This is a genomic window from Alcaligenes sp. NLF5-7 (assembly GCF_024266725.1).
Classification (GTDB): domain Bacteria; phylum Pseudomonadota; class Gammaproteobacteria; order Burkholderiales; family Burkholderiaceae_B; genus Alcaligenes; species Alcaligenes phenolicus.
Window position 1 is genome coordinate 506,078 of the sequence record NZ_CP100755.1, and the last position, 24,701, is coordinate 530,778.

Annotated in this window: 23 protein-coding genes and 1 pseudogene; all 24 read right to left on the reverse strand. The window is 59.4% G+C overall.

All coding sequences use genetic code 11. The features are described 5' to 3' along the window. Window positions 1-75: 75 nt before the first annotated feature. Complete coding sequence (locus tag MID00_RS02420; protein ID WP_118994246.1) at window positions 76-318, reverse strand: DUF2274 domain-containing protein; 243 nt, start codon at window positions 316-318, stop codon at window positions 76-78. Further along, window positions 272-1,612 carry a TrbI/VirB10 family protein gene (locus MID00_RS02425; protein ID WP_254499622.1) on the reverse strand — a complete coding sequence of 447 codons (1,341 nt, stop codon included), beginning with the start codon at window positions 1,610-1,612 and terminating at the stop codon, window positions 272-274. The genes MID00_RS02420 and MID00_RS02425 overlap by 47 nt, the downstream gene beginning before the upstream one ends. Before the next feature lie 2 nt (window positions 1,613-1,614). Beyond that, window positions 1,615-2,607 (reverse strand): P-type conjugative transfer protein TrbG, encoded by a 993-nt coding sequence (trbG, locus tag MID00_RS02430; RefSeq protein WP_118994244.1) that lies wholly within the window; start codon window positions 2,605-2,607, stop codon window positions 1,615-1,617. After that, the gene (gene trbF, locus MID00_RS02435) at window positions 2,604-3,308 is read right to left on the reverse strand and encodes a conjugal transfer protein TrbF (RefSeq protein WP_118994243.1); all 705 of its coding nucleotides are present in this window, start codon (window positions 3,306-3,308) and stop codon (window positions 2,604-2,606) included. Before trbF ends, trbG begins: the two co-directional genes overlap by 4 nt. 11 nt (window positions 3,309-3,319) lie before the next feature. Next, window positions 3,320-4,567: a P-type conjugative transfer protein TrbL gene (gene trbL, locus MID00_RS02440; protein WP_118994242.1), complete on the reverse strand. Its 1,248-nt coding sequence runs from the start codon at window positions 4,565-4,567 to the stop codon at window positions 3,320-3,322. Window positions 4,568-4,583: 16 nt separating this feature from the next. Then, on the reverse strand, window positions 4,584-5,324 hold the full coding sequence (trbJ, locus tag MID00_RS02445; RefSeq protein ID WP_118994241.1) for a P-type conjugative transfer protein TrbJ: 741 nt from the start codon (window positions 5,322-5,324) through the stop codon (window positions 4,584-4,586). Continuing rightward, a complete protein-coding gene (gene trbE / locus MID00_RS02450) occupies window positions 5,321-7,777 on the reverse strand; it encodes a conjugal transfer protein TrbE (RefSeq protein ID WP_118994240.1) in 2,457 nt (818 codons plus the stop codon). Before trbE ends, trbJ begins: the two co-directional genes overlap by 4 nt. A 12-nt stretch (window positions 7,778-7,789) precedes the next feature. Continuing rightward, complete coding sequence (locus tag MID00_RS02455; protein WP_118994239.1) at window positions 7,790-8,074, reverse strand: VirB3 family type IV secretion system protein; 285 nt, start codon at window positions 8,072-8,074, stop codon at window positions 7,790-7,792. Then, window positions 8,071-8,448 (reverse strand): TrbC/VirB2 family protein, encoded by a 378-nt coding sequence (locus tag MID00_RS02460; protein ID WP_118994238.1) that lies wholly within the window; start codon window positions 8,446-8,448, stop codon window positions 8,071-8,073. The genes MID00_RS02455 and MID00_RS02460 overlap by 4 nt, the downstream gene beginning before the upstream one ends. After that, window positions 8,445-9,497, reverse strand: a complete 1,053-nt coding sequence (trbB, locus tag MID00_RS02465) for a P-type conjugative transfer ATPase TrbB (protein ID WP_254499623.1) — start codon at window positions 9,495-9,497, stop codon at window positions 8,445-8,447. Before trbB ends, MID00_RS02460 begins: the two co-directional genes overlap by 4 nt. Then, complete coding sequence (locus MID00_RS02470; RefSeq protein ID WP_254499624.1) at window positions 9,494-9,958, reverse strand: CopG family transcriptional regulator; 465 nt, start codon at window positions 9,956-9,958, stop codon at window positions 9,494-9,496. The genes trbB and MID00_RS02470 overlap by 4 nt, the downstream gene beginning before the upstream one ends. Continuing rightward, a complete protein-coding gene (locus MID00_RS02475) occupies window positions 9,955-11,970 on the reverse strand; it encodes a conjugal transfer protein TraG (protein WP_254499625.1) in 2,016 nt (671 codons plus the stop codon). Before MID00_RS02475 ends, MID00_RS02470 begins: the two co-directional genes overlap by 4 nt. Window positions 11,971-12,203: 233 nt before the next feature. Next, window positions 12,204-12,470, reverse strand: coding sequence for an EexN family lipoprotein (locus tag MID00_RS02480; protein WP_254499626.1), 267 nt, complete (start codon window positions 12,468-12,470; stop codon window positions 12,204-12,206). 32 nt (window positions 12,471-12,502) lie between these two features. Then, a complete protein-coding gene (locus MID00_RS02485; RefSeq protein WP_254499627.1) occupies window positions 12,503-13,408 on the reverse strand; it encodes a LysR family transcriptional regulator in 906 nt (301 codons plus the stop codon). Between the two features lie 97 nt (window positions 13,409-13,505). Continuing rightward, window positions 13,506-15,104 (reverse strand): apolipoprotein N-acyltransferase, encoded by a 1,599-nt coding sequence (lnt, locus tag MID00_RS02490; protein WP_254499628.1) that lies wholly within the window; start codon window positions 15,102-15,104, stop codon window positions 13,506-13,508. Window positions 15,105-15,687: 583 nt separating this feature from the next. Next, window positions 15,688-16,194, reverse strand: a complete 507-nt coding sequence (locus tag MID00_RS02500) for a DUF302 domain-containing protein (protein WP_254499630.1) — start codon at window positions 16,192-16,194, stop codon at window positions 15,688-15,690. 25 nt (window positions 16,195-16,219) lie between these two features. Further along, a complete protein-coding gene (locus MID00_RS02505) occupies window positions 16,220-17,587 on the reverse strand; it encodes a dihydrolipoyl dehydrogenase (RefSeq protein WP_254499631.1) in 1,368 nt (455 codons plus the stop codon). A 74-nt stretch (window positions 17,588-17,661) separates the two neighbouring features. Beyond that, entirely contained in the window at window positions 17,662-18,465 is an 804-nt protein-coding gene (locus MID00_RS02510; protein ID WP_254499632.1) for a sulfite exporter TauE/SafE family protein, read from the reverse strand. A gap of 48 nt (window positions 18,466-18,513) precedes the next feature. Continuing rightward, a complete protein-coding gene (gene dsbG, locus MID00_RS02515; RefSeq protein ID WP_254499633.1) occupies window positions 18,514-19,287 on the reverse strand; it encodes a thiol:disulfide interchange protein DsbG in 774 nt (257 codons plus the stop codon). 35 nt (window positions 19,288-19,322) lie between these two features. Further along, a pseudogene (locus MID00_RS02520) lies at window positions 19,323-19,742 on the reverse strand (TlpA family protein disulfide reductase); the annotation flags it as partial. A 128-nt stretch (window positions 19,743-19,870) separates the two neighbouring features. Beyond that, window positions 19,871-20,704: a TlpA disulfide reductase family protein gene (locus MID00_RS02525; protein WP_254499634.1), complete on the reverse strand. Its 834-nt coding sequence runs from the start codon at window positions 20,702-20,704 to the stop codon at window positions 19,871-19,873. Next, the gene (gene dsbD, locus MID00_RS02530; protein ID WP_254499635.1) at window positions 20,701-22,551 is read right to left on the reverse strand and encodes a protein-disulfide reductase DsbD; all 1,851 of its coding nucleotides are present in this window, start codon (window positions 22,549-22,551) and stop codon (window positions 20,701-20,703) included. The genes MID00_RS02525 and dsbD overlap by 4 nt, the downstream gene beginning before the upstream one ends. Before the next feature lie 76 nt (window positions 22,552-22,627). Further along, window positions 22,628-23,986 (reverse strand): sensor histidine kinase, encoded by a 1,359-nt coding sequence (locus MID00_RS02535; protein WP_118994225.1) that lies wholly within the window; start codon window positions 23,984-23,986, stop codon window positions 22,628-22,630. Beyond that, window positions 23,983-24,660 (reverse strand): response regulator, encoded by a 678-nt coding sequence (locus MID00_RS02540; RefSeq protein ID WP_254499636.1) that lies wholly within the window; start codon window positions 24,658-24,660, stop codon window positions 23,983-23,985. Before MID00_RS02540 ends, MID00_RS02535 begins: the two co-directional genes overlap by 4 nt. Window positions 24,661-24,701 lie beyond the last annotated feature (41 nt).

A 24,701-nucleotide genomic window follows, 5' to 3' on the forward strand; every position in this document is an offset into this window, starting at 1 on the left:
GCATCTTATCACCACGCTCCTGGCTTTCCGACGTTTCTATGTGACTGGCGCACTGCACTCGCAAAAGGCATCAAATCAGCCATTTTTCTCCCTGCTGCTCCATTCGCCACCTCTTCTAAACCCACGATCTCCCGCTATGAACGCCTCCAGCATGTGCGGGATCAACGTCACTGTACTCACGGTTTTCCCGTAAGTCTGCGTGTGTAACGCTGCATAGCGGTCGAGATCGGCTTTCAGGCTGGCCGGACATACGAAGGTTACCTTGACAGTTTCAGTCTTGGGAAGCGGTCCCAGCCGCAGTTTTCGGGTGGTGGTCATTGTGTGACGCTCCCTTGTTGAAGAAAAGCGGCTGGTACGGTCGCAGCACCAGGTCGCGGTTGACGATGATGCGCACCGGCATTCCTGCACGGATAGTCAGTGTCGGCTGGATGTTCATGTTGCGCCGGGTCATCTCTTGGCCGACCTGATTGATGTTGTCCTGGGCGCTGTCGCGTCCGGCGATGATGACGCGGTTGCCGTCCTGCCGGTTTTCCGGCGCGGCCAACTCGGCTCCGACGCCCAAGAGCGTCGTCAGCACGGCACCGCCTATGATGCGATTCCAATGCCAGTCCACATCGTCTTCCAGGCCGGCGAACCCGGTCGGGTCGGCACCAACTAGGTTATCCAGCGTCAATGAGGCCGTATCAGGCAGGATGACCCGATGCCATACGACCTGCACCCGGCTTTGCCCATAGCTGACTTGGCTGTTGTAGCGCCCCAGGATGCGCGAACCTTGGGGAATCAACAGGTGCTTGCCGGTCGCGGAATCATAGACGGGTTCAGTCACGGTGCCGATCACATCCCCCGGAAGGTCAGACTTGATGCCCGTAACCAGCGCAGCGGCGATTACAGTCCCCGCCATAACCTGATACGGCGAGGCCGGCATTTGCAAATCCCCAGAATTACGGGTTTGCGTAGAACCGGATTGCAGGAAGGCTTCTTTCTGGTCTTGCCGGTTCTGTGCCGCAGTGGGATCGGTAGGTTGCGCCTCCGTCGAGGCTGGCCCTGCGGCCAACGGGTCGAACGCAGCTAAGGAATCATCCATTCCGGGCGCGACAGGCATCGCCTGCGCAGCCGTTACCGTGGGCTGGCCGGTGCGGAAGAATACAGGTGAAGCGGCTGCTGCTTCTGCTTCCTTACGCCGCGCTTCGCGTTCGGCAGCTTGCGCGTCAACCCCCGGCGGCGCATAGGTGGCAACCGCCGGCTGCTGACTATTCACGATGGCCGGCCCCAGATCGCCCGGCAGGGGCGGCCCGAGCTCCGGCACATCGGACGGCACGTCCGGGGCCGACAGCATGGAATAGTCAGCGGGCAAGATGTCCAACCCTTCCGACTTGGACACCCGGTCGACGTTGTACAGCTCGGTGTGCTCGCCCGCGCCGCGCCGCTGCGGTTGCAGTGACCAGATGGTGGCACCCAAGACCGCCGCCGACAGCCCTGCCACCAGGAGGGCGAGCATGCGACGGTTTAGTCGCGTGACGGGCCGTGGCCGTGCGCGCAGCGCCACGGTTTCGGGGGCCACCTTATCCGTCGCCTGTGGCGTGGCTTGTTCGGATCTGTGTTCCTCGCTCATACTCAGTTCCTCCGCGCCACGCCATCGGTACGCTCTATGCGCACCACGTCGCCTCGATCACCACCCAGGCGCAGTTCGGCTGCGCCAAAGAGTCGATCCACGATGTAGTACGGCGAACGGAAGCGATAGTTGACCAGTTGACCGTCGCCCTCAGCACCGATCACAAAGAGCGGTGGCAGCTCCCCTTGAGCAATCCCTGCAGGAAACTGGATATAGACCTTCTGTCCGTCATCAAAGGCGCGCAGCGGCTTCCAGGGCGGATTGCTGCCGCTGACTGCATACCGAAAGCGCAGGCTCTCCAGCGCCAGCCCGGTATCGACGGACGCGCCAGCCTGCGCGGCCCGGTTCTGGCGGTGCAAGGCTAGCATCCGATCCTTCGGGTACTCCCAAGACACCGACGCCATCCATGTCTTTTCGGTGGACGTCAGTTCCAGCAGATAGGTTCGGCGATTGGTGGTAATGACGAGGTTCGTTTTCAGGCCTGAGCGGATAGGCTTGACCAGCACATTCACGCGCAAGTCCGCGCCGCTGCCGCTGGACGTGTCGCCCACGATCCAGCGCACGGTGTCGCCGGCTGCCACCGTCACCAGCTCCTCGCCGGGCTGCAGCGCAATCACCGTTACGCGGCCCACGCCGGTATAGACCTGATAAAGCGCCCCATCGCTATAGGGCCAGACCTGAATGGCATTGACATAACCTTCGCGTGTGGGCGCAATCCGCGCTTCGGCATTGGCGCGGGACACCCGGACGGTTTCATCGGTGGGTTCGGGCGTGGACTTGCCCGCATCCGTGTCCGGCAAGGGTTTCAGTTGCGCCGGCAGCGCCAGCGGTTCGGGCACGGCAATCACTTCGACCGGGCTGGGTGGTTCGGGCAGCAGCTCGGCGGCTACCGGCTCATCGAGCGAAATGGCTGGTGGTGGCTTGCCGTGCGTAGCGCACCCAGCGAGGATGATCAGGGTTAAGGGGGCAACCCACATGCGGACAACATTAATCATGGCTGTGCTCCTTCCGACACGTTCAAATCTCGACTCCAGGACAATCCATGGACATACAGGCCCAAGGAATTCTTTCTCAGTTCGTCCTCTGTTTTCGGCGCCTTATGGACAAGCGTGATGACGGCAGACCAGCGCTGCGTGGACGCAAGAGCGCCGTTGGCGTAGTGCCGTTCAATCCAGCGAATGTTGAAGGTCATGTCGCTGGCTCGAACCACGCTATAGACCTCCACAGTTGTGGACTCCTTACCCACTTTTGCGAAAGGACTGTTCTGCCGTGCATATTCGTTCAGCACGGCGGCACCGCGATCCGTCGTGTAGCGGTAGGCCTCAAGCCAGCTTTCCCTCACGACCACGGGGTCAATAGAAAGCGAGCGAACAAGCTTGATGAAGCGTTCAAGATGCGTAACGATCTCAGCCTCCTTCGGGCTGTAGGGTTCTGTAGCTTTGCCGACCGCCCGCGTATTCCCCAGGCTATCGACCTCCACTACATAGGGAACGATCGTGGACTGCATCGAGCGCCACACCAGGCCACCGGCCATGAATAGCGCGAGCAGCAGGCAGCCGAAGGCCATAAGCCGCCAGTTTTTGGCCTGTACGCGAGCCGAACCGATCCGGTCATCCCAGACCTGGGCGGCGGATTGATATGGGGTTGCAGGTTGCGGTGTCTCGGCATAGCGCACCTGCGGTCGTTTGAAACGCATGGTTGTTCTCCTTATGAATCGGCATCACGAAGGCTCGGACCTTGGCCCGTGCCGCCTCCATCCCCACCGCGTAGAGCATGGGCGGCAGTCGTGGCGGCTTGCGTCAGTTGTTGTCTGCGGTGCAGGCGCTTGGCCCAGGCCGGTTGTGCGGTGCCGGCTGGTTCAGATGACGCAACACCGGACGCACCTATCCCGGCGCCAGAAGCGGAAGTCACCCCCGCCGCTCCTTTAAGGCCGCTACCCGCTGTAGGACCTGTCTGAGAGGCCGACCGGATGCTGCCCACACTTGAACCGATGGAGCGCGCTGCGCCGGATGTCATGCGGACGGCACCCGGGACCATGCGCGCGCCTGCCGCCACCGCACCACCCACCCCTGTGGCGGCCGCACCGATGGCAACCGCAGTCCCGACAGCACCCACGGCGGCACCGGCCATGGAGCCCGCGCCCAACTGCGGCCCGCCGGAGACAAGCCCCGTAGCGATGCCCGGCCCGAATATTCCTAGCGCCAGCAAAGAGAGCGAGGCCAGCATGATGACCAGCGCATAGTCGATGGACGGCTCATCGGGATGCACCTGGAACTCGGCAAACAAGCCGCTGCCAATGCCGACGATCACGGCCAGCACCAGCACCTTTACCCCTGAAGACACCACATTGCCCAGTACCTTCTCAGCAAGGAACGAGGTTTTGTTCCAGAGGGCAAACGGCACCAGCACAAAGCCGGCAAGCGTGGTCAGCTTAAACTCGATCAACGTCACAAAAAGCTGGATGGCGAGCACGAAGAAGCTCAGCACCACCACCATCCAGGCCAGGAACAGCACCACGATGGGGTCGATGTTGGCGAATACTTGGGGAAAGCCCGCCATGTCGCCGATTTGCTCCAGAATCGGCGCGGCGGCATCAATGCCGGTCTTGGCCAGCCGCCCTGGCTGCAGAAAGTTACCCATGCTCAACGACGAGCCCGAGGCCATCAGCCCCAATCCCGCGAACGAGCGGAACAGGATCCCAGCCAGCGCGTTGAAATTGCCGATAATGTAGGCAAAGGCGCCGACGTAAAGCACCTTGCGCAGCAGCTTGGCGATCACGTCATCGCCCTGGCCGCTGGCGTGACCCATTGCCCAATACAGGCCGGCCAGCGTCATGTCGATGACAACTAGGGTGGCGGTGAGAAACGCCACGTCGCCTTGCAGCAGCCCGAACCCCGAGTCGATGTACTGCGCAAAGGTAGCGAGAAAACGGTCGATCACCGCCACGTCGTTCATGGCTCAAGCGCTCCGGTCAGTTGCCGTAGAAGGTCACGGCCTGTGGCGTGTATGGCGTGCCGCTGCCCTGGAAGCGCCGCCGTACTTCACGGGCGCGCTCGGTCACGGCGGCTTGCTGGGCCAGCTCCAAGGCGGCAGCCCGATCCTGGGTAATCTGAAGCTGCTGCGCCTGAATGCTCTGTTTGGCCTGTAAAGCCAGAAGCTGGTTGGTCGCCTGCATGGCCTGCAACGCGCCTTGCGCCGACTGGCTTTGGTTCACCAGATCTGCCAGCGCGCTTTCATCGTCGCGCAGGTTCTGCGAGGCTTGCGCCTGCACCCGCATGGCCGTGTACAAGCCATTAAGCGTGTTCTGCCAGCGCGCCCGCGCATCCTGAGCCATACTGTCGCCGCTGACAGTTGCGGCGTACTGGTCGGGATACAGGCGGGCGAATTCCTGATCCATGTGCGCCACCTCGTAACTGAGCCCCTGCGCCTGGCCGATCAAACGGTCGGTGGCGGCCAGCGCGGTACGCAGACGGTTCACGACGTTGAAATCCAGGCTCGCCAGATTACGTGCCTGATTCATCAACATCTGCGCCTCGTTCTGAAGCTGGCTAATCTGGTTATTGATCTGCTCCAACGTGCGGACGGCAGTCAGCGTATTTTGCGTATAGTTGGACGGATCAAAGACCGTTTTCCAGGCCCAGGCGGGCGAAACAGCGAGTAACGACATCGAAAGCACGACGGCAAGCGATACGGATAGCGCGCGGGTTTTCATGGCAGGTTCTCCAGGGATGAAGGGGAAAGCTCGGGAACGGGCGAGAGACCGGGAAAATCGGGCAGCAGATCGGCAGCCCAGCCCAGACCGCGATGGCGCAGCCAAGCGCCCGCAAAGCCGGGGACCCCAGCGTCTAGCAGGATTCGGTCGATGTCGCGCTGGTCTTGCGGGGTGGACACCCCCGCAAAGGCCAGCGTCGCCGGTCCCAGGTCAAGGTCGAACAGACGATTGCCCAGACGCGATTGGTAGTAGTAGTCGCGCTTGGGTTGGGCGGTGGCGACAATCTCGATCTGTCGGCTATTCAGGCCAAAGCCTTCGTAGATCGTGCGAATCTGCGGTTCGGTCGCCTGTGGATTGGGCAGGAAGATGCGGCTGGAGCAGCTTTCGATGATGGCTGGCGCGATGCTCGAATCCTTGATATCAGCCAAGCTTTGCGTGGCAAAGATGACGCTGACATTCTTTTTGCGCAGGGTCTTCAACCACTGCCGGATACGAGCGGCAAAGGACGGTTCATCGAGAAACAACCATGCTTCATCTAGAATCAGGAGGGTGGGAGCACCATCGAAGCGTTCATCAAACCTGGCAAACAGATAGCGCAGCACCGCCTGCACGGCGGCCGGACTGTGCATCAATTCTTCCATCTCGAAGCCCTGCACGTCGGCCATGCCCAGCCGGTCATGGTCGGCATCCAGCAGCTTGCCGTGTGAGCCGCCCAGGACATAGGGCGCAAGCGCTTGGCGCAATGTGTTCGATTGCAGCAGCACGGAAAAACCCGTCAACGTGCGCTGCTCCACCGGCGCACCTGCGAGGCTCCCCAGCGCCGACCAGATGGCGACTTTATCGTCGGGGCTGACGGCCATGCCTTCGTGCAGCAAGCGACCTTCGATCCATTCTGCGGCCCAAGTGCGGTAGCCGTCGTGGTCAATGCGCGCCAACGGCTGAAAGGCAATCTCACCATCATTGCCAAGGTCATAGTGCTCCCCGCCCAGGCCCAAGATGGTGGCGCGCATTGAACGGCCCATGTCGAAGGCGAAAATACGTGAACCGCGATAGCGGCGAAACTGCTTGGCCAGGACGGCCAGCAGCACCGACTTGCCCATGCCGGTCGGTCCTGCGACCAGGGTGTGGCCCACGTCGCCGATATGCGTCACCAGCCGGAATGGTGTGGCGCCTTCGGTGCGCGTGATAATCAGCGGGGGGCCGTCCAGATGGTTGTTTTTCTCCGGTCCAGCCCACACTGCTGATACCGGCATCATGTGCGCCAGATTCAATGTAGACACAATCGGTTGCCGTACATTTGCGTAGGCGTTGCCGGGGATGGACGAGAGCCAGGCATCCACAGCATTCAGCGTCTCAGGAATCGTCACAAAACCCCGGCCCTGGATGACGCGTTCAATCATGCGCAGCTTTTCATCGGCCGCAGCGGGTTCGGCATCCAGCATCGTCACGGTAGTGGTGACGTAGCCAAAGGCGACTTGATCACTGCCCAACTCCTGCAAGGCAGCATCTGCATCGGCGGCCTTGTTGCTGGCATCGGTATCGACCAGAGGCGACTCCTGCTGGAAAATCGTTTCCCGCAGCAGCGCCACGACATTTTTGCGCTTGGCGAACCACTGACGACGTAGGCGGCGCAGCTCCTTTTCCGCCTCGGCTTTGTCCATACAGATGAAGCGCGTACTCCAGCGATAGGCAAAACCAAGCCGGTTAAGGTCATCCAAAATGCCCGGCCAGGTGGACGTCGGGAAGCCCCGCACCGATACCACGCGCAGATGTGCGTCGCCCAGTGTCGGTGCCAGCCCACCCACCAGTGCGCAATCGCTCAGCAGCGCATCCAGATGGAACGGCACTTCCGGCACACCGATGCCGTAACGCCGTGTCGAGATGGTGGAATGCAGGTACGCGAGCGTCTGGCTGTCATCCAGCCAGCCGATTTCTGGCATCACGCTATCAAGTAGATCAAAGACGCGATCCGTTTCCGCTACGAATGCGGCCAGCCGCTCACGCCAGTCCACGCCTTCGGCGGGACGGTTCTCATAGAGCAGCCCCGCTGCGCGGGCGCGAGACTCCTCGGGTGGGAGGAACACGAACGTCAAGTAATAGGCACTCTCGAAGTGATTCCCAGCCTCTTCGAAGGCGGCGCGGCGCTCCTGATCGACCAGCCAGGACAGGGCTTCAGGAAAGTCCGAATGGGGGTAGCCCGCCGCCGGGCGGCGCTCGGCCTCAATGAAAAGCGCCCAGCCCGACCCCAGGCGCCGTAGTGCATTGTTCAAGCGCGCCGTCGTGGCGATCAGCTCGCTTTGGGTCGCGCTATCCAGATCAGGTCCGCGAAAACGAGTCGTGCGCTGAAAGGAACCATCCTTATTCAGCACGATGCCCGGCGCAACCAATCCGGCCCAGGGCAGCCAGTCTGCCAGCAAGGCGGGACGCTGGCGATATTCGGCAAGGTTCAGCATGACGGTATCCTCTTATACGTCCAGCAACGATTTGTGCTTAATGTGGCGCGCGAACACCTGCATGAACTGCGGGTCCAGCCGCGCGCCCCAGACCGCCAGAGAGTGGCCGACGATCCACAGCACGACGCCCGGTATCCACAATTGCAGACCCAGCCCCACGGCAGCCGCCAGCGTGCCGTTGGCAATGGCCACGGTGCGCGGTGCGCCGCCCAGCAGGATGGGTTCGGTCAGCGAGCGATGCAGCGGAATTTCAAAGCCGGACGCGAAGCTCGATGCGCCTTTGGTGTCGACACTCATACGACGGCCCCGCCCGAGAACGAAAAGAACGACAGGAAGAACGAAGATGCGGCGAACGCGATGGACAGACCAAAGACAATTTGAATCAGTTTGCGAAAGCCTCCGCTGGTGTCACCAAAGGCGAGCGCCAGCCCCGTGGCGATAATGATGATGACCGCCACAATGCGCGCCACCGGCCCTTGAATGGACTCCAGAATGGATTGCAGCGGCCCTTCCCAGGGCATGGAGGAACCAGCGGCGTGTGCTGCGCCGGCCAGGAGCATCAACATCATGGCCAGCAGCAACCCTTGCGCGGCAGGCCGGACAAGCAGACGCAGGCGGTTCATAGTAGAAAGCGGAATCACGGAAATACGAAATACATCAGCAGGCGTCATGGCAGTTCTCCAACGGAATCAGGGGATGGGAAGATCGCCGCAGCGGGTGCGGCATCGGAAATAGGTGACGGTGCAGAAAGCGGCGTCTCCAGCGCATCCCCCAGGCGATAGCCCGCCGCATCGAAACCGATGACGCGGGCAATACTGTCCACGCGGCGCTTGCGGCCCCGTCCGGCGATGTGAATCACGACGTTGACCGCCTCGGCAATCAGCGCCCGAGGCGGGTTCACCGCGACTTCGAGAATCAGTTGCTCCAGGCGCAGCAGCGCGCCCAAGGCGGAGCCCGCGTGAATGGTGGCGATGCCACCGGGGTGGCCGGTGCCCCAGACCTTGATGAGATCCAGGGCTTCGCCGCCGCGCACCTCGCCGACCACCACGCGGTCGGGGCGCAGGCGCATGGTGGCGCGCACCAGCTCCTGCATCGACACGACCCCGGCACGGGTACGCAGCGGCACGTGGTCACGGGCGGCACATTGCAGTTCGATGGTGTCTTCCAGCACCAGTACGCGGTCACCTGTGGCGGCGATCTCGGCCAGCAAGGCATTGGCCAGCGTCGTCTTGCCGGTACTGGTGCCGCCGGCAATCAGGATGTTCTGGCGCTCACGTACCGCACGCCGCAGAAACTCGGCTTGTTCGGCAGTGAGGATGCCGTCGGCCACATAGCGATCCAGGCTAAGGATGCTCACTGCCCGCTTGCGTAGCGCAAAAGCCGGGCCAGGTGCGGCGGGCGGCAAGATGCCCTCGAAGCGCTCGCCTGTTTCGGGCAGTTCAGCGCTCAAGAGCGGCTGGCCGCGATGCACTTCCGCACCGACGTGGGCGGCAACCAGACGAATGATGCGTTCACCATCGGCTTCGGACAGTTCGACGCCCAAGGGGGTACGCCCCGACGAGAGCCGATCCACCCACAGGCTGCGGTCGGGGTTGAGCATGATTTCCACAACGTCCGGGTCTTCCAGTGCGGCGGCGATCACCGGCCCCATCGCCGTGCGCAGCATCTGGATACGGCGATCCAGCGAAGTGGACAAAGAAGACTGCGGGACAGCACTCATGAGACACGCTCCTGTGCTTCGAAATGCACTGGCGCGTCGTCCATCCGTATCGGCTCGGGATGCAGTTCCTCCACCACGTCGCGCACCAGGCTGCGACCGCGCAGCAGGTGGCGGCCAAGCTGTTCGATGAATTGCTCAAAGCGCGCCTTGCCCTGGGCGCGGGCGGCATCCTGATGGGCTTCAGGTACCGGCGTACTCACCGTCAGGTAATAGCGCACGAACAGCGCCAGCGTCTCGATCTGGATATTCTGGTCACGCTCCAAGCGCTCGAACTGGCGTGACAGGCGATCCAGGCGCTTGGCCATCGCCGCTTCGCGCTGGTCGCCGGCATCGGGCGAGAGCCACGAAGCCAAGGCGGCGGCGACGATGGACGATTTGGACACCCCTTTCTTGGCGGCCAGCTCGTCCAGGCGCTTGGCGTGTTCAGGGTGGATGAAGAGATTCAGGCGATATCGGCTCATAACTGGATTCCGTCATCAGGGTCGAGGACAGCCAGCCGCGCCACGCGCTGCATGGCCGGATCAAGCTGGCTGGGAAGAACAGGCGCCAGATCGTCGTCATCGAGCAGCGCCAGGTCGCTGGCGGGGTACTCTGGCTGCGGGCTGTAGGTGGCGGCTTCGTCTAGCTCGGGCCGATGGCGCGGGCCGCCGTCATCGGCCACGCCCGCCATGCCATCGCCACCCGCCGAGGCGGGCGCAACGGGAACAGCCGGAATCGACAGACCACTCCAATCATCGGAACGGGCTGGCGGCGCGTCCGCATAGCGACCGGCGGCGAGCACGGGCGGCGGCAACAGGCGGTGTTTGAAGTTGGCATCCCGGTAGTAGCGCAGCTTCTTGGCTTTGATCGGCGCCACGCTGGAGACCATCACCACGGCCTCGTCCGGCGGAAGCTGCATGACTTCGCCAGGAGTCAAGAGTGGCCGCGCTGTTTCCTGGCGCGACACCATAAGGTGTCCCAGCCAGGGCGCAAGCCGATGTCCCGCATAGTTGCGCTGGGCGCGTAGTTCGGTAGCGGTGCCCAGGGTTTCGGAAATCCGCTTGGCGGTGCGTTCGTCGTTGGTGGCAAACGTCACGCGCACATGGCAGTTATCCAGAATCGAATGGTTCTGGCCGTAGGCTTTGTCGATTTGATTCAACGACTGCGAGATCAAAAAACTGCGAATGCCGTAGCCCGCCATGAAGGCCAGCGCCGTCTCGAAGAAGTCCAGGCGGCCCAGCGCCGGAAACTCATCGAGCATCAGCAGTAGCTTGTGGCGACGTTCGATGCCGTCGGAGCCGTCGAGCGACTCCGTCAACCGGCGTCCGATCTGATTGAGAATCAGGCGGATCAACGGCTTGGTTCGTGAAATGTCCGAGGGCGGCACCACCAGATACAGTGATACCGGATGGGCAGAGGCAATCAGGTCGGCGATGCGCCAATCGCAGCGCGAGGTGACTTCGGCTACCGTCGGGTCGCGGTACAGGCCAAGGAACGACATGGCGGTGGACAGCACACCCGAACGCTCGTTATCCGATTTGTTGAGCACCTCACGGGCGGCGGAGGCCACCACAGGATGCGGTCTGCCTTCCCCCCCCTCCGGGCCCAGGTGCGGGGTCGTCATCATCCGGTGCAAGGTCAGCTCGAACGGACACGCTGGGTCACTGAGAAAATTGGCAACGCCGCGCAGCGTCTTGTCTTCACCGGCATAGAGCACATGCAGGATGGCGCCCACCAACAACGCGTGACTGGTCTTTTCCCAATGGTTGCGACGCTCCAATGCACCTTCGGGGTCAACCAGAATGTCGGCGATGTTCTGCACATCGCGCACTTCATGCGCGCCGCGCCGGACTTCCAGCAGCGGGTTGTAGCCTGCGGATTGGCTATCTGTGGGGTTGAACAGCAAGCAGTGCGAGAAGCGCGCACGCCAGCCGGCGGTGATCTGCCAGTTCTCGCCCTTGATGTCGTGAATGACGGTCGACGCCGGCCAGGACAGTAAGGTAGGCACTACCAGGCCCACGCCTTTGCCCGAACGCGTGGGTGCAAAGGCCAGCACATGCTCCGGCCCTTCGTGACGCAGATACTGCCCCTCATGCTGACCCAGGAAGACGCCGACAGGTTGGGTCAATCTGGCTTCGCGGATGTCGCGAGTCTCGGCCCAGCGTGCCGAACCGTAGGTGGTGACCAGCCGCGCCTGGCGCGAACGCCAGATCGACATGCCGATGGCGACCACCACGGCAACCAGGCCGCTGCCGCCTGCGATCACACCGCCGGTATTGAAGACCTCCGACGCGTAGGCGTCGAAGAAGAACCACCACTCGAACAGGCGCCAGGGGTGATAGATCGGCGTACCGTAGAAATCAAACCACGGCGAGCCCAGGCGTAGCTGATAACCCAGGGCGGCAGCTGTCCATTGTGTGGCGCTCCACACTCCGGCGATCACGATGCCGAATACGACGGCGATCTGCCCGAACAGTACGTTCGTCCCTTGCATGACCCAGCCTCCGACTTTCTTGCCTGACTTTCTCGCTCAACAGCGGCACACGAATGTGCCTGCCTATGAGGATCGGTGCCAGATCAGTGCTGGTCAAAGACTGTTATCGGGACAATGCTGATAAAAAAAGCATCAATTCATGGAGGGGCGAATACAAAGAAAACGCCGCAGGCGCGGGCGCGTTACGGCGTGTTGATAAAGAAAAATGGGGTTCGTAGGGAAATGCCGACGACTCAGAACTTAGGTGGCGTATCCGGTGGGGAGTAAGGTACGGTGCCGTCCCCGTAAAAGCGCTGGCGCGTTGCTTGGGCCACCCGGTCACACAGTAGATCTTCCATATTGGTACGATCCGTCTTGCACTGCCCGCGTAGCTCTTTTAACATCGTAGGATCGGCAGCCAACTCTTCTACGGTCGGGACATCCGGCTTCTGTTCAGTCGTTTCTGACTGGCCGCAACCGCTCAGTATGATTACCAGAAAAATAAAGATGACTCGTTTCATGGCTCTATTTGCTCCTTAGAGTCGACCTCAGATTACATCGGCTTGAGCTGACGGAGTATGTCAATAGCCTGCACGCGCTTGATAAAGCGGGCCAACTCATCAGAAACTTCGTCATCCCGACGCAGCAGATACGTCATTAACACCGGCGAGCGGCCCGCAAGCGGCCGTGCCACTATACCTGGCTCCCGACTTGCTGCAATATGTGGGGCGCTAGCTAGGCTGAGTGCAAAACCCGCCGACACCAATGCCATCATCAGGTCGTAAGATGCAACTCGCTCTGCGATTAGAGGCTCTACTTCGGCCTGCCGCAACACCCGGTCTATTTGACGAGAGAACCCTTCACACGCCAAAGGATCACACAGCACAAGTGGATACCGTAAGACTTCACTCAGAGGAATTCGCTTATAACTCAGCAACGGATGTCTCGCCGGCACGGCTACCATCAGCGGGTCGCTCCATACCGGCTCGGCAACTATGCCGTCCCCAACCTCATTGGATTGTGCAAGCCCCACATCGTACAAGTCTTCTTGCAGCCCTTTGAGCTGCTGCGACACAGGCACCTCGAATAGGCGGATCTCAATCTGAGGTTCCTCCTGGCGGCAGAGCGCTAACAAGGCCGGTAAGCGTGATGGAGTAATGCTATCGGACAACGCGAAGCGCAATTGACCGTAGAAGCCATTGGCCGCCGCTTTGACACTGTCTCTGGCTTGCTCTAAGGAGACGAAGACTCGTTGTGCATGCTCCAAGAACAGTAGCCCCGCTCGGGTTAGCCGAGTGCTTCGTGTAGTTCGAGCGAATAACACCACACCCAACTCATCTTCTAGCTCTTTGATAGCACGCGACAGGGGTGACTGCTCGATGTGGAGCCGCTCCGCGGCGCGGGCAAAATGGAGCTCTTCAGCAACCGCTAGAAAGCAACGCAGATGACGCAGTTCCACCGTACTCTCCATTAATTAGCTTGACCAGATCCCACGAGCACTTAGCAAGTGTCGTAGTCCGTTAAAGGCGTTTTCCCCAATATCGATGTCCCGACTCTCAAATGCCTCCATTACTTCTGTAGCAGGACTCCGGCGCGTTCGAGTGCCTCCTGTTCGACAAGCGACGGCTATAACGACATCGGGCAGCAATCGTCAGAAAGACCGCCACCAATATCAGCGCGGGGATATCGCCGAAGCGGGTATACGGAGTCAGGCCCGTCATACCTTGCACAGTGACCGGCAGCACACCAGAGCGGTGCGGGGGCAATGCGGCTAGAACACGGCCATGCGGATCAATAGCTGCCGTAATGCCGGTGTTGGTGGAAGTAACCATAGGTCGAGCAGTCTCAATGCTGCGCAACCGGCCAATTTGTAGATGCTGGCGAAGTGCCCACGTATCACCGAACCAGCCGAGATTGCTTATGTTGACGATAACGCTCGCGCCTTCGTCGCTGCCGGAGCTTGTGAGTAACGCCGGTAGAATTTCCGGCCCGAACACGTCCTCATAGCAAATGTTGAAAGCCAGTTGCTGCTCGCCTACCGTGAACGGAGTCTGTCGGATGGGACCACGGTCGAACTCGCCCATGGGCATGTCGAGCATCTGCACGAACCACTCAAAGCCCGGTGGCACATATTCGCCCCATGGCACTAAGTGGCGCTTATCATAACGCTGCGGCATCGTGCCTTCTATCAACTGCTGCACCGGCGTACTAGCGTCAAAACCGATTGCACTATTGGTATACCGAAACTCTCCGCTCGGTTGTGCGATTCGAAGAGGCGCCCCCATAGCAATCGTACTGTGCTGGCGCTCGGCAACGTCGCGCCACGCTTTCCAGACATGGGCTTCGAGCTGGTCCTGGAATACTGGTAGTACGGTCTCAGGCAGCACGATTAGATCGGGAACTGGTTCGTCAGGAAGAGGCGGTTTCGTCGCAAGCTGCAAGTGCCTGGCAATGCCCAGTTCAAGCAATGCCGGATCAAACTTCTGAGACTGCTTAATATTTCCTTGAACTAGCCGAATATTCAATGGCTTACCTTCGGCCGAAGCCCATTCGACATGAGTCAAAAGCTCGCCCACGCCGACGACGACTACCAGCGCAGACAGCGTGAAAATGGCAGGCCGGCGCAAAGAAGTAGGAGACGAACAAAGAGCGGCCAGTGCAGCCGCTACGAACGCAGCTGACAGCGCGGTACCATGCACGCCCAGGACTGTCGCCCATCCTGCCAGCGGGCTATCAACATGAGCGTAGCCGATATTCAGCCATGGGAACCCGGAAAAGGCCACAGCGCGCAGCCACTCCATACTTGCCCATGCTCCCGACCAAGCCAAAGCACCCATTAGGGGCGCTGTGCGTAAAGACGGTGGCCGCAGCCAAGAAAAAATTGCACATGCTATACCGGTAAATAAAGCCAGAAAGGCCGATAACGCAATTACACCAGCAGCAGCCAGCGTAGCGGAAAGACCTCCATAGTGATTCATGCTAATAAAGAGCCAGTACAAACCGACTCCGAAGCTCACCGCGCCGAACCACCAACCTCGTATGGCAGCTTGTTTAAGCGACTTGGCATCGCCAACGACACGCACAAGCACCGCCAAAGATGCGATCTGTACAATCGCCAACGACCAGGAAGGCAGCGGGCCTGTCGCGAACGTCATTGCGTGTACGCCACCAGACAGGGTCAACACCGTAGCGGAACGCAAATACCCGACCGGGAAAGAGGCTGACTTTATGCTTGGGAACACGCTATGCCAGATGGACAAGCTATTACGACCGAATGTATGCCCAACCGCTTTGTTGTAGGCGAACAAGCTCAAGGACTGCGGCTCTATCCAGTAAGCGAAGCGGCTGTCGATTCTCCCTATTGATTCGAGCAAGAGTATTCGGACACACCCATGTGAACTCATCCGCATCTGGATGCGCCTCATCCAAGGCTCCGGCAACCGCCTCAGCATTAATGACGATACACACATCTGCTCCAGGGTCCTCCCGTCTCAAGTTCATCGCGTTGTTACGCGCCCGCTGAAGCGCCTCGGGCGTCGGTGCGTGAAACACAACTTTCAGTTCATTATCTTGTTGCATACTGGTCATCGTAATTAGGAAGGTAAATCAAGCAAGTGGAGGCTCGAAGGCCACGCTATATATGGAATGCAAAAGCTAAAGCATCGTGTTACTCGTAATGAGAATCCAAGTTTGCTATCCAAGCTGATAGCCATAGCCACCCATGCGAGCACGTTTCTTCTATTTCTTTTGCGTGGCACTTATTGCAATCCCCGAAAAGAGAAGATCAAGCTCCTTTGACTTTTCACGAAGCTTCTCTGCGCTGTTTACGTTGTCAGCAGAATCAATATATGGAGCGTATATATGACTAGGCTGAATCCATGAAAGCGTAGCTTGGCCATGTTCGCTTTCGGTCACATAGAACCGAATTGGCGCTTCGATCATCGCCGACACGCTCAAGTTCAGAATATCAACGGCAAATTCGTTATTGAACACACCAATCACTCGGTTTCCTGGAATGTCGATACCTCGCTTTGCTGCAGCCTCTGTGGGGCCGACGTCAAATACCACTTGCAGGTCACTCTCGGAAACAGCCTCTTTTAGATGGCTTAGTAACTCCGAATAGCTTTGGCTGGTATCTATCACTTTCCATCCCTCAGTGGGAGTAGCTGCCGGGGCCTGCACCGCAACCATTAAGCTCGACAACCCAAGAACAAAGATAAGAATTGAACGGACATGGAAAGTCATAGTCGGCTCCTATAGAGAGATGACTTCAAGCACTGATTTGCTGGGACGCCGACTTCAATGCACTCTGCAACATCTCCTCGATGGAGGGATGGTAGTACGGCATGGTCAATAGATCATTGATGGTTTGCTTCGCCTGAATCGCCCATGCGAGCAGGTGCGCTATATGCTCACCTCGAGTCAGCAGCATGCTGGCGCCAAGCAAAATGCCCGTATCCGGCTCGGCATAAACTCGCAGCAGGTTATCTTGTGCACCCAGTATCTTGGAGCGACCATTGCCACTGCCTTCGGCCAACCCTATGATCGCGCCCTGCTGCATCGCGGCATCGTAGGACACCCCTACAGTGCAAACATCCGGGTCCGTAAACAAGATCGACATCGGCACTCGGCGTGAAGTACTTGGCCGCTGCTCATCGCGCAAGTAGGACAATGCGGCCTGCGCCGCCATTAGTCCTTCATCCGCTGCCTCGTGCATCAAAGCTCGGTCGGGTTGCACGTCGCCGGCAAAGAAAATCGGCACATCTGAGGCCTGCATGGTAACGGGGTCAATAGATGGCCTACCTTGATCATCCAGCGAAATTCCCGCAACCGACAGATTCAGTGCAGCAGTATTGGGAGCCCGTCCTGTGACGACCAGAAGGCGGTCCACAACGGCACTATGCTCACTCGTACGCATGAGTACCCCTTCGCCCGCCAGGTGGATTTCCACCGAGTCTCCCAGCCACATCGGCAGCTCGCTTATGAATGCTGAAATGGCCCGCTCCTGGACCATGGGATCTTGAATGCCACCGATAGTATGGCGCTGATCGGCTCCTATTACTTCTACGTCTAGACGAGCGAGCGCCAAACCCAGCTCAAGTCCAACCGCTCCCATGCCAAGAATTCCCAATCGTTTCGGCAGTGAATCCTGGTCGAAAAGCGTATCGGTTGTCAGGATTCTAGTCGCTACACCTTCAAGTGCTTTCGGCACAACGGGGCTAGAACCGGTAGCGACAATAAAGGCATCGGCTTCGAGACGCTCCGATCCTACCTGCAAAACGCCGGGTTCAATGAAGCTTGCTTCGGCCAAAATCAAGCTATCCTTTGCCGCATTGCGCGTACGCTCTGCTGCTCCGTTCGCCAACATGTCCCGTGTCTCGCGAGCATGTTTCCACAAAGCCTGTCGTCCCCGCGGGAAGAGGACAGCTCCATCTGGCAATTGCTTTACGGTCTTCCAGCGCATACCCGCATGCAACGCAGCTTTCGACGGCATACATCCGACGCGGGCACACGTCGTGCCCAGTGGCCCTCGATCAATGAGAGCCACTTGCTTGCCTGCAGCTTTTATCGCATGGAATGCTGTGATTCCCGCAGTGCCTGCGCCAATAATGGCGACATCAATTTTCCGGTTGGGCATTGAACTCCCTTTATCCATAATTAAAGAAATGGGCGCTGAAGCACGTTCGCAACAGCACACCAGTCTACGAACGGCTATCCGATATTGCGCATGAGCATCATGGCCGCCACCACAACGCAGGCGATCGCAAAAACTCGTTGCAATACCGTTGAGGAAATCTTCGGCACCAGCAAACGAGCGCTCGCCATGCCTGCGAGTGTGGCGGCCGAGAATGCCCAGGTCCCAGCAGTAAGTAAAAGACCTTGTTCCGACGCAATGAAGACGGTGACTACAGATAGCAGTGCAATCACCAGCAGAGATGTTGCGACGATACTGTGCATGCGAAGTTCGCTGAAGTACCCCAGCGCGGGGACGATGATGAATCCACCGCCGACGCCCAACATGCCGGTAAAAAGACCCGAGACCACTCCGATACCACCCAGCGTTGTGACGGTGCGTGGGTTCCAGATGAAGCGTCCGGTCTCCTTGGATACTTTGCAAACCCCAGATTGCACCATGGGCAACTCGCCATCGTTTTGAGCACCGCGTGAAGACATGAACATGCGGTAGGCGACCACAAGCATGACGGCGACAAAGATCAAGCTCAGCCACCGGGAAGGAAGCCAGTGAGCCAGCCTGATGCCGAGTGGCGCAGTAATGGCACCCGCTGTCGCCAAGACGATCGCGGCTTTGTATCGGACAAGGCCTTGGCGCAGCCCTTGCAATGCGCCAAGCATTGCTGCGGAGCCAACGGCCATGAGTGCCATAGGAGCAGCCGCACGCATATCCATACCCAGGCCAAACACCAGTGCCGGGACGGCAAAAATACCGCCTCCAGCCCCAGTGAGTCCTAAGACAGCGCCGATTACAAGCCCAAGCAGCCCGCCACTAAGCATCATGCCCTCTGCCTGACACATAATTCCGTACGTCTGTACTCAGATGATCCATCAGCGCGGACCTAACACTTCGGTCAACGCGCCCTGTTGCGGCATGCCGTTGTACTTCTGGATCAACCCCTTGTCGTCCTGAACGATGATGCCAGGTGTGCCTCGAAATCCCATCGAAAGCATGAGCATTTGATTATCTTCGAGCGTCCGCTGTACATCGTCCGGTACGCTCTTGGCGGGCGTAATGCCGCCCTGATCGAACTTGACTTCATTCTCGCGCAACGCAGCCGAAGGGTCGGCTGCGCCAAGAATCGCCGCCGCTTTGGCCGGGCTGTCCTCTTTGATGACGCCGACTAACAGGTGGCGCAACTGGACCTTTCCGGCATCAACCCACGGACGCGCGGCCTCCCAGAACAAATGGCAATAGGGACAATTTGCATCGGTGAAGGCATAGACGATACGCGGCGCGTCTGCCTTGCCATCCAGCACCCACGTGGCCGACTCCAGCTGCGCCCACGCCTGGTCGCTGATTGGCTTGGCAACCAAGCTCTGCAGTGTCGCTTGGTCAATCGGCTCGCCCTTGGCATTCAGGCGCGTGCCCGCAACGGCATTGCCATCGGCCAGAACGTAGACCGCGATGGGGCTGTCGCCCAGGACACCGGCGAAGGCGCGTACGCCTTTACCGGCCTCGAACTCCTGCTTGAAGATGACACCTTGGTCTTCCAACGCGTCGATAACCGGCGGTTTATCCGTGACCTGGGCCTGGCCTCCGCTGGGCATCAGAATGAGAGGCGCCGCAGTCATGAAAGCGAAAAGCACACGCTGTGCAAACATAGTCGTTCCTTATCCGTACTGGGTTCGATGAATGGTCAAAAATGGCGTGATATCTTGTCTTTGAGATCGCTCATCGTGATCTCGCCTAAATGCAAGTCCACCATGCGCCCTTGTGCATCGAAAAAGAAGGTAGTAGGCAAGCCTCCCGTTCGCATTTCCTGCATCGCCTTGGACGGTGGATCGAGCAGAACATCCTTCAAATTCAGACCTTCGCTATGAAGAAACGCTTTAGCCTGTTGCGCGCTTTCCCCCTGATTGATCAAGACGAAGGCAATGTCGGGAAATGCCGTCTGGGCCTGCTCGAGCACCGGCATCTCGCGCCGGCATGGTGGGCACCAAGTCGCCCAAAGATTGAGCACGACCGGCACCCCCACATACGAACTCAAGTGGGCGGGACGCTCCTCCAGCGTCATTAGCTGCAAGTCCGGCAAACGCAGCGCGGCCTGCTGCGCCAGCTTGTCGGCTTCCAATCCCCGTGCTGTTGAGGAGTTTTCTGCGTTGTCTGTCTGATTGCAGCCCGCCATCAGCACGAGGGTGACGACAATAAGAATGGGTAGGCGTAAAGCCGGTGTAAGCTTGGTTATCATTTTTCGGCCCCCGAGCCGGAAGATAGGTCGAAACGACGCAGCATCTTGTCCTTGAGACTGGGCATGGTGATCTCGCCCAAATGCATGTCCACTTGGCGCCCTTGCGCATCGAAAAACAAGGTGGTGGGCAAGCCGCGCGAGTTCATTGTGCGCATGGCTTCGGAAGCGGGGTCAAGTAAAACATCCGTCAAACTCAAACCCTCGCTTTCAAGAAAAGCCTGCGCCTGCTGCGCGCTTTCCCCTTGGTTAACCAACACGAAGGCCACATCCGGAAAATCGGTCTGAGCCTGCTCAAACACCGGCATCTCGCGTCGGCATGGCGGGCACCAACTCGCCCAAAGATTGAGTACGATGGGGCGCCCCGCATACTCGCTCAGTGAAACCGGGTGTTCGTCCAGCGTCGCCAGCTGCAGGTCCGGCAAAGGCGGCGCGGAGCGCAGCAATAAAGCGAGCACCCCGCCCGCGAGGGCCCATGCGACGACGCCGACCATGACGCCCGCCAGCACGGGGACGCGCAAGATCTGAGCGGACCGGGTTCGCTGCCAGATGTAAGCAACGACCACCAACACGCCGACCCACCAGACAAATCCACCATCGCCGATGGCGATCATGGATCTGGGTGCGGCCGAGTACTCCTCCCACCACTGCGCAATGTATGCCAAGCGTGCAGTCAAGAGCCCCCAAACCACGGCGTCAAGAATCATTGATCCGGCGGCTTTGTAAGGCGCGTCGGGCACCCGTCGACCGACGATTCGCGCTGTCAGCCAGGCCAGCAGCACAGCGGCGATAACAGTGACGACGTGTATAGGAAATGGACCAATGCCGCTCATGACACCCCCGCCGCGTCCAGTCGGTCCTGGAACTCGCGCGCACCGATCTCACCCACCACGCGCAGATCCCGCCGCTCCGTACCATCCGGTCCCACGAGTATGAGCGTGGGCGGTCCCATGACGCCCCAGTGTTTGAGCAGCTCCTTATCCGTGGCATCGTTACGCGTCACGTCGGGTCGTACGACCTGCATACGGGCCAGCTGCGCCGCGACCGCGGGATCGCCGAATACATTGCGCTCGATTACATGGCAGCTGACGCACCAGTCGGCGTAGAAATCAATCAAGGTCCACTGACCGCGCGCGGCGCCTTCCGAAAGGCGAGCATCTACATCGGCCACTGATTTCGCCTGGACATAGCTGACCTGGGCGGATGCCTCAACCGCAGCGGGCGCGCCACGCAAATGCGCCAGAGGCTGCAAGATGGCGTCGCCCCCTGAAGCGGCACCCACGAGCATCAAGACGGACCACAGGCCTGTGAATGCCGCCGCCGAACGCAAGGCCCACGCCAGCCGCTGCCTGGCCGCCACGGCTTGCGCCCAGGCGACGAGCCCTACCGCCACCAATAATATCCAGCCGCCCCAGAGTAACAGGCTCATCGTGCCGGTCAGGAAACGCGTCAGCATCATCACCGCCATTGCAACCATGATGTAGCCAAAGGCGACGCGTACCCGATCCATCCACGCACCAGGCTTAGGCAGTACACGGGCTCCAAACACCGCAATGGCCAATAGCGGCAGGCCCATGCCCAGGCCGAGCGCAAACAGAGCCAGCCCGCCTTGGACCGCACTGCCTGTCTGACCTATGTACAGCAGTGCGCCCGCCAAGGGTGCGGTCATGCACGGACCGACCAAAAGGGCCGACAGCAAGCCCAGCACAGCCGCCCCGGTGACACTACCGCCTGAGCGTGCCGGCCCTGCTGCCTGGATGCGATTCATCAGGGCGGACGGCAAGCGCAGCTCGAACAGGCCGAATAACGAGCTAGCCAGAATGAGAAACAGCGCGGCGAAGGCGCCGAGCAGCCACGGCGATTGCAGTGTGGCTTGCAAGTTGGCGCCCGCCAGTCCGGCTGCCACTCCCACGGCGGCGTATGTGCCGGCCATCGCCAGGACGTATGATGATGACAGGATGAAAGCTCGCCGCGGCTTGGCCTGGCTGCCAACCACCATGGTAGAGACGATGGGAATCATCGGTAAAGTGCAAGGCGTAAAAGCCAGCAGCAGGCCGAATCCAAAAAACAGCAGCGTACCCGCGACAGGCCCCAGCGTCGCAAGCCGCTGAGCCGCCGCCTGATCCTCGCCGACACGGGCGCTCGAAGGTATGCTGGCCGAACCAGGCCTGCTCTCCAGGGCCAGCTCAGTTGAAGCGGGCTCAGGCGGTTGTTCGATTGCCTGTCCGTCAACCGCCGCGGTTAATGCTGCCGCGCTGATCTGTATGGTTTGCGGTGGATAGCAGATACCGTCTTCTGCACAGCCTTGCCAATGCAGTGTCAGTGGGCCGGTTACAGCCGCCGGGAAGCGCAGACGGGCCGTATCGCCGGTGTAGATGACGGTATCGCCAAAAAACTCGTCATGCCGGGGCGTTCCAGAGGGAAGAGCCAGATCAACAGCATTCTCGTTGTCGTCGACCAGCTTCAACGAGTGGCGGTAGACATAATAGCCGTCGGCAATCTGCCCTTCGACTATATACTCTCCGCCTTGCTGCCTCACCTCCTCTACCTTGAATACGTCTGAGGCTTCAAGAAATTCGGGCTCCGTGGCCGACGAAAACAGACCATTGCCTGCCCAGGCACTTCCAACGGCAAAACAAAACAGTACGAGAGCCGCACGGGCAATCCGATAGACAGACAAGCTGAACTCCTGCAGGTAAACTTAGGTGAATCATGCACCTGCAGGATTAAGGGAAGCTTAAGGCTTCGCAGAAAACTCAAGAAAGCGTAGTATCGCCCGCTACTGGAAGCGTAAGTCGTGCTTCCAGCCCGCCGCCATCCCGTTCCAGAAGCTCAAATGCGCCCGCATGTCGACGTGCAATCGCGTTCACAATAGATAGGCCTAGTCCGTAGCCGGGTATTTTTGGGTCTCCACGCCAAAACCGATTAACTGCTTGAGCCCGCTCTTGCGCATTCAGGCCAGCGCCTTCGTCCAGCACACTAATGTGCATGGTGCCATTGCTTTGCGGCTCCAAGCGAATCGTAATGGGAGTGTCGGTGGGCGCGTAGCGTATTGCATTATCAATTAGGTTTTGAATTGCCCCAACTAGAAGTGGTCGGGCGGCGCGTACCGGTCGCGAGTTGTCAGCCCCTTGCACCGATATCCTACCTATAGAATCACCGTACATTGGCTTCAATGCCTCAATTGCAATGGATGCAGCCTCAATCGGATCGCTAACCTCCTTCGCGACAGAATGGCCTTCTAACCGCGCCAGATCAAGCAAACGCTGAAGGATATTCTGCAGCTGCTGTACCCCTTGGTCTGCGCTGGTGAGGGCTGCTTCCATGGTGGCTTTTTCATCTCGCCGTTGCAACGCAAGCTTCGCCACTTGAATGTGTGTTTTCACACCGGTAAGGGGAGTACGCAATTCGTGCGCCGCGCTATCGGTGAATCGGCGCTCTCGCACGATTGCGTCCTGCAGTCTCTCCAAAAGTTGCTCGATCGTATGCAGGAGCGGCTGTAACTCTACAGGGGCCTTCACCTCAGGCAATGGACTATCGTCGCCGGGCCGGCGCCGTGCCAGAAGGCTACGAATACGCTCCACGGGCGCCAGTCCACGGGTAATGCCCAACCACAGCACGATCAGGGTGCCAAACAAAGCGACAACGAACGGCACCCCTGCCGAAAGGATCAACTCTTTGACCAATGCCTCTCTGACGTCGATGCTGTCGGCGGTAGCGATCTGAACGTCGCCCTGCCGCAGTACATAGGTACGCCATCGCTTATTACCGTATATATAGGTACTGAAGCCTGGATCAGCATGCATCAGTTCCGGGCTGCCTGCCGTACGTGCCACGGTTTCAATCACGACTTCACCGCGCACGAGGCTTACTTCGCACGCCACCCCATCTCGGGCGACGACGTCCAATGGCTTATCACCCATTGCGGCAATATCTTGAGGTTCGGGAAATTGGGAAACCAGCCCGGCAACCATTCGTGCGGACGCCGCCAGACGGTTGTCCAATGCCTGGCCTAACGACTGACGGGCGTCAATGAACATCCAGGTCGCCACCAAAGTCCAAAGCGCAGTCAGCGAAATACCGATATACAGCAAAAGGCGCAAGCGCAGACTCATGTTCCCACTACCTTCTCGGCTGAACCAAGCCTATAACCGAGTCCACGCACTGTTTCGACAATATTGTTTCCAAGCTTGCGGCGCAAATGATAAATATGGACGTTGATCGCATTGCTTTCCACGTTCTGCTCGTAACCATAGACGCTATCACAAAGCTGTTCTGTGCTAAAGATGGCCTGAGGATTCTGCAACAACGCGCGCAGCAATGACAGCTCACGGCGTGCCAGCGTAACCGGCTTATCGGCTAGCCATACTCGGCCTGTTGACGAACAGAACTTCAGTTCCCCGTGATTCATGCAGTCGGTGACACGACCTGCGACCCGGCGCGTCAGTACGTGCAATCGAGCCTGCAACTCATCCAAATCGAAAGGTTTAACCAGGTAATCGTCGGCCCCTCCAAGTAACCCCTCCACACGGTGACTGAGTGCGTCACGTGCCGTCAACACGAGAACGGGAAGATCACGACCTTCTTCGCGCCAGCGGCGCAGTAACACCATTCCGTCTTCGTCCGGCAACCCAAGGTCAAGGATGCATACATCAAAGTATGACGTCGCCAATGCAGCATCCGCCAAGTTAGCCGTGCTCACATGGTCGATCGTCAGACCATGCAATCTCAATCCCGCCACGATACCGCTCGCGACGAGGAGATCGTCTTCGACGAGCAAAATATGCATTTCATTCTCCTTGCGTACCGGCGCTAAACATTCTCTGAACT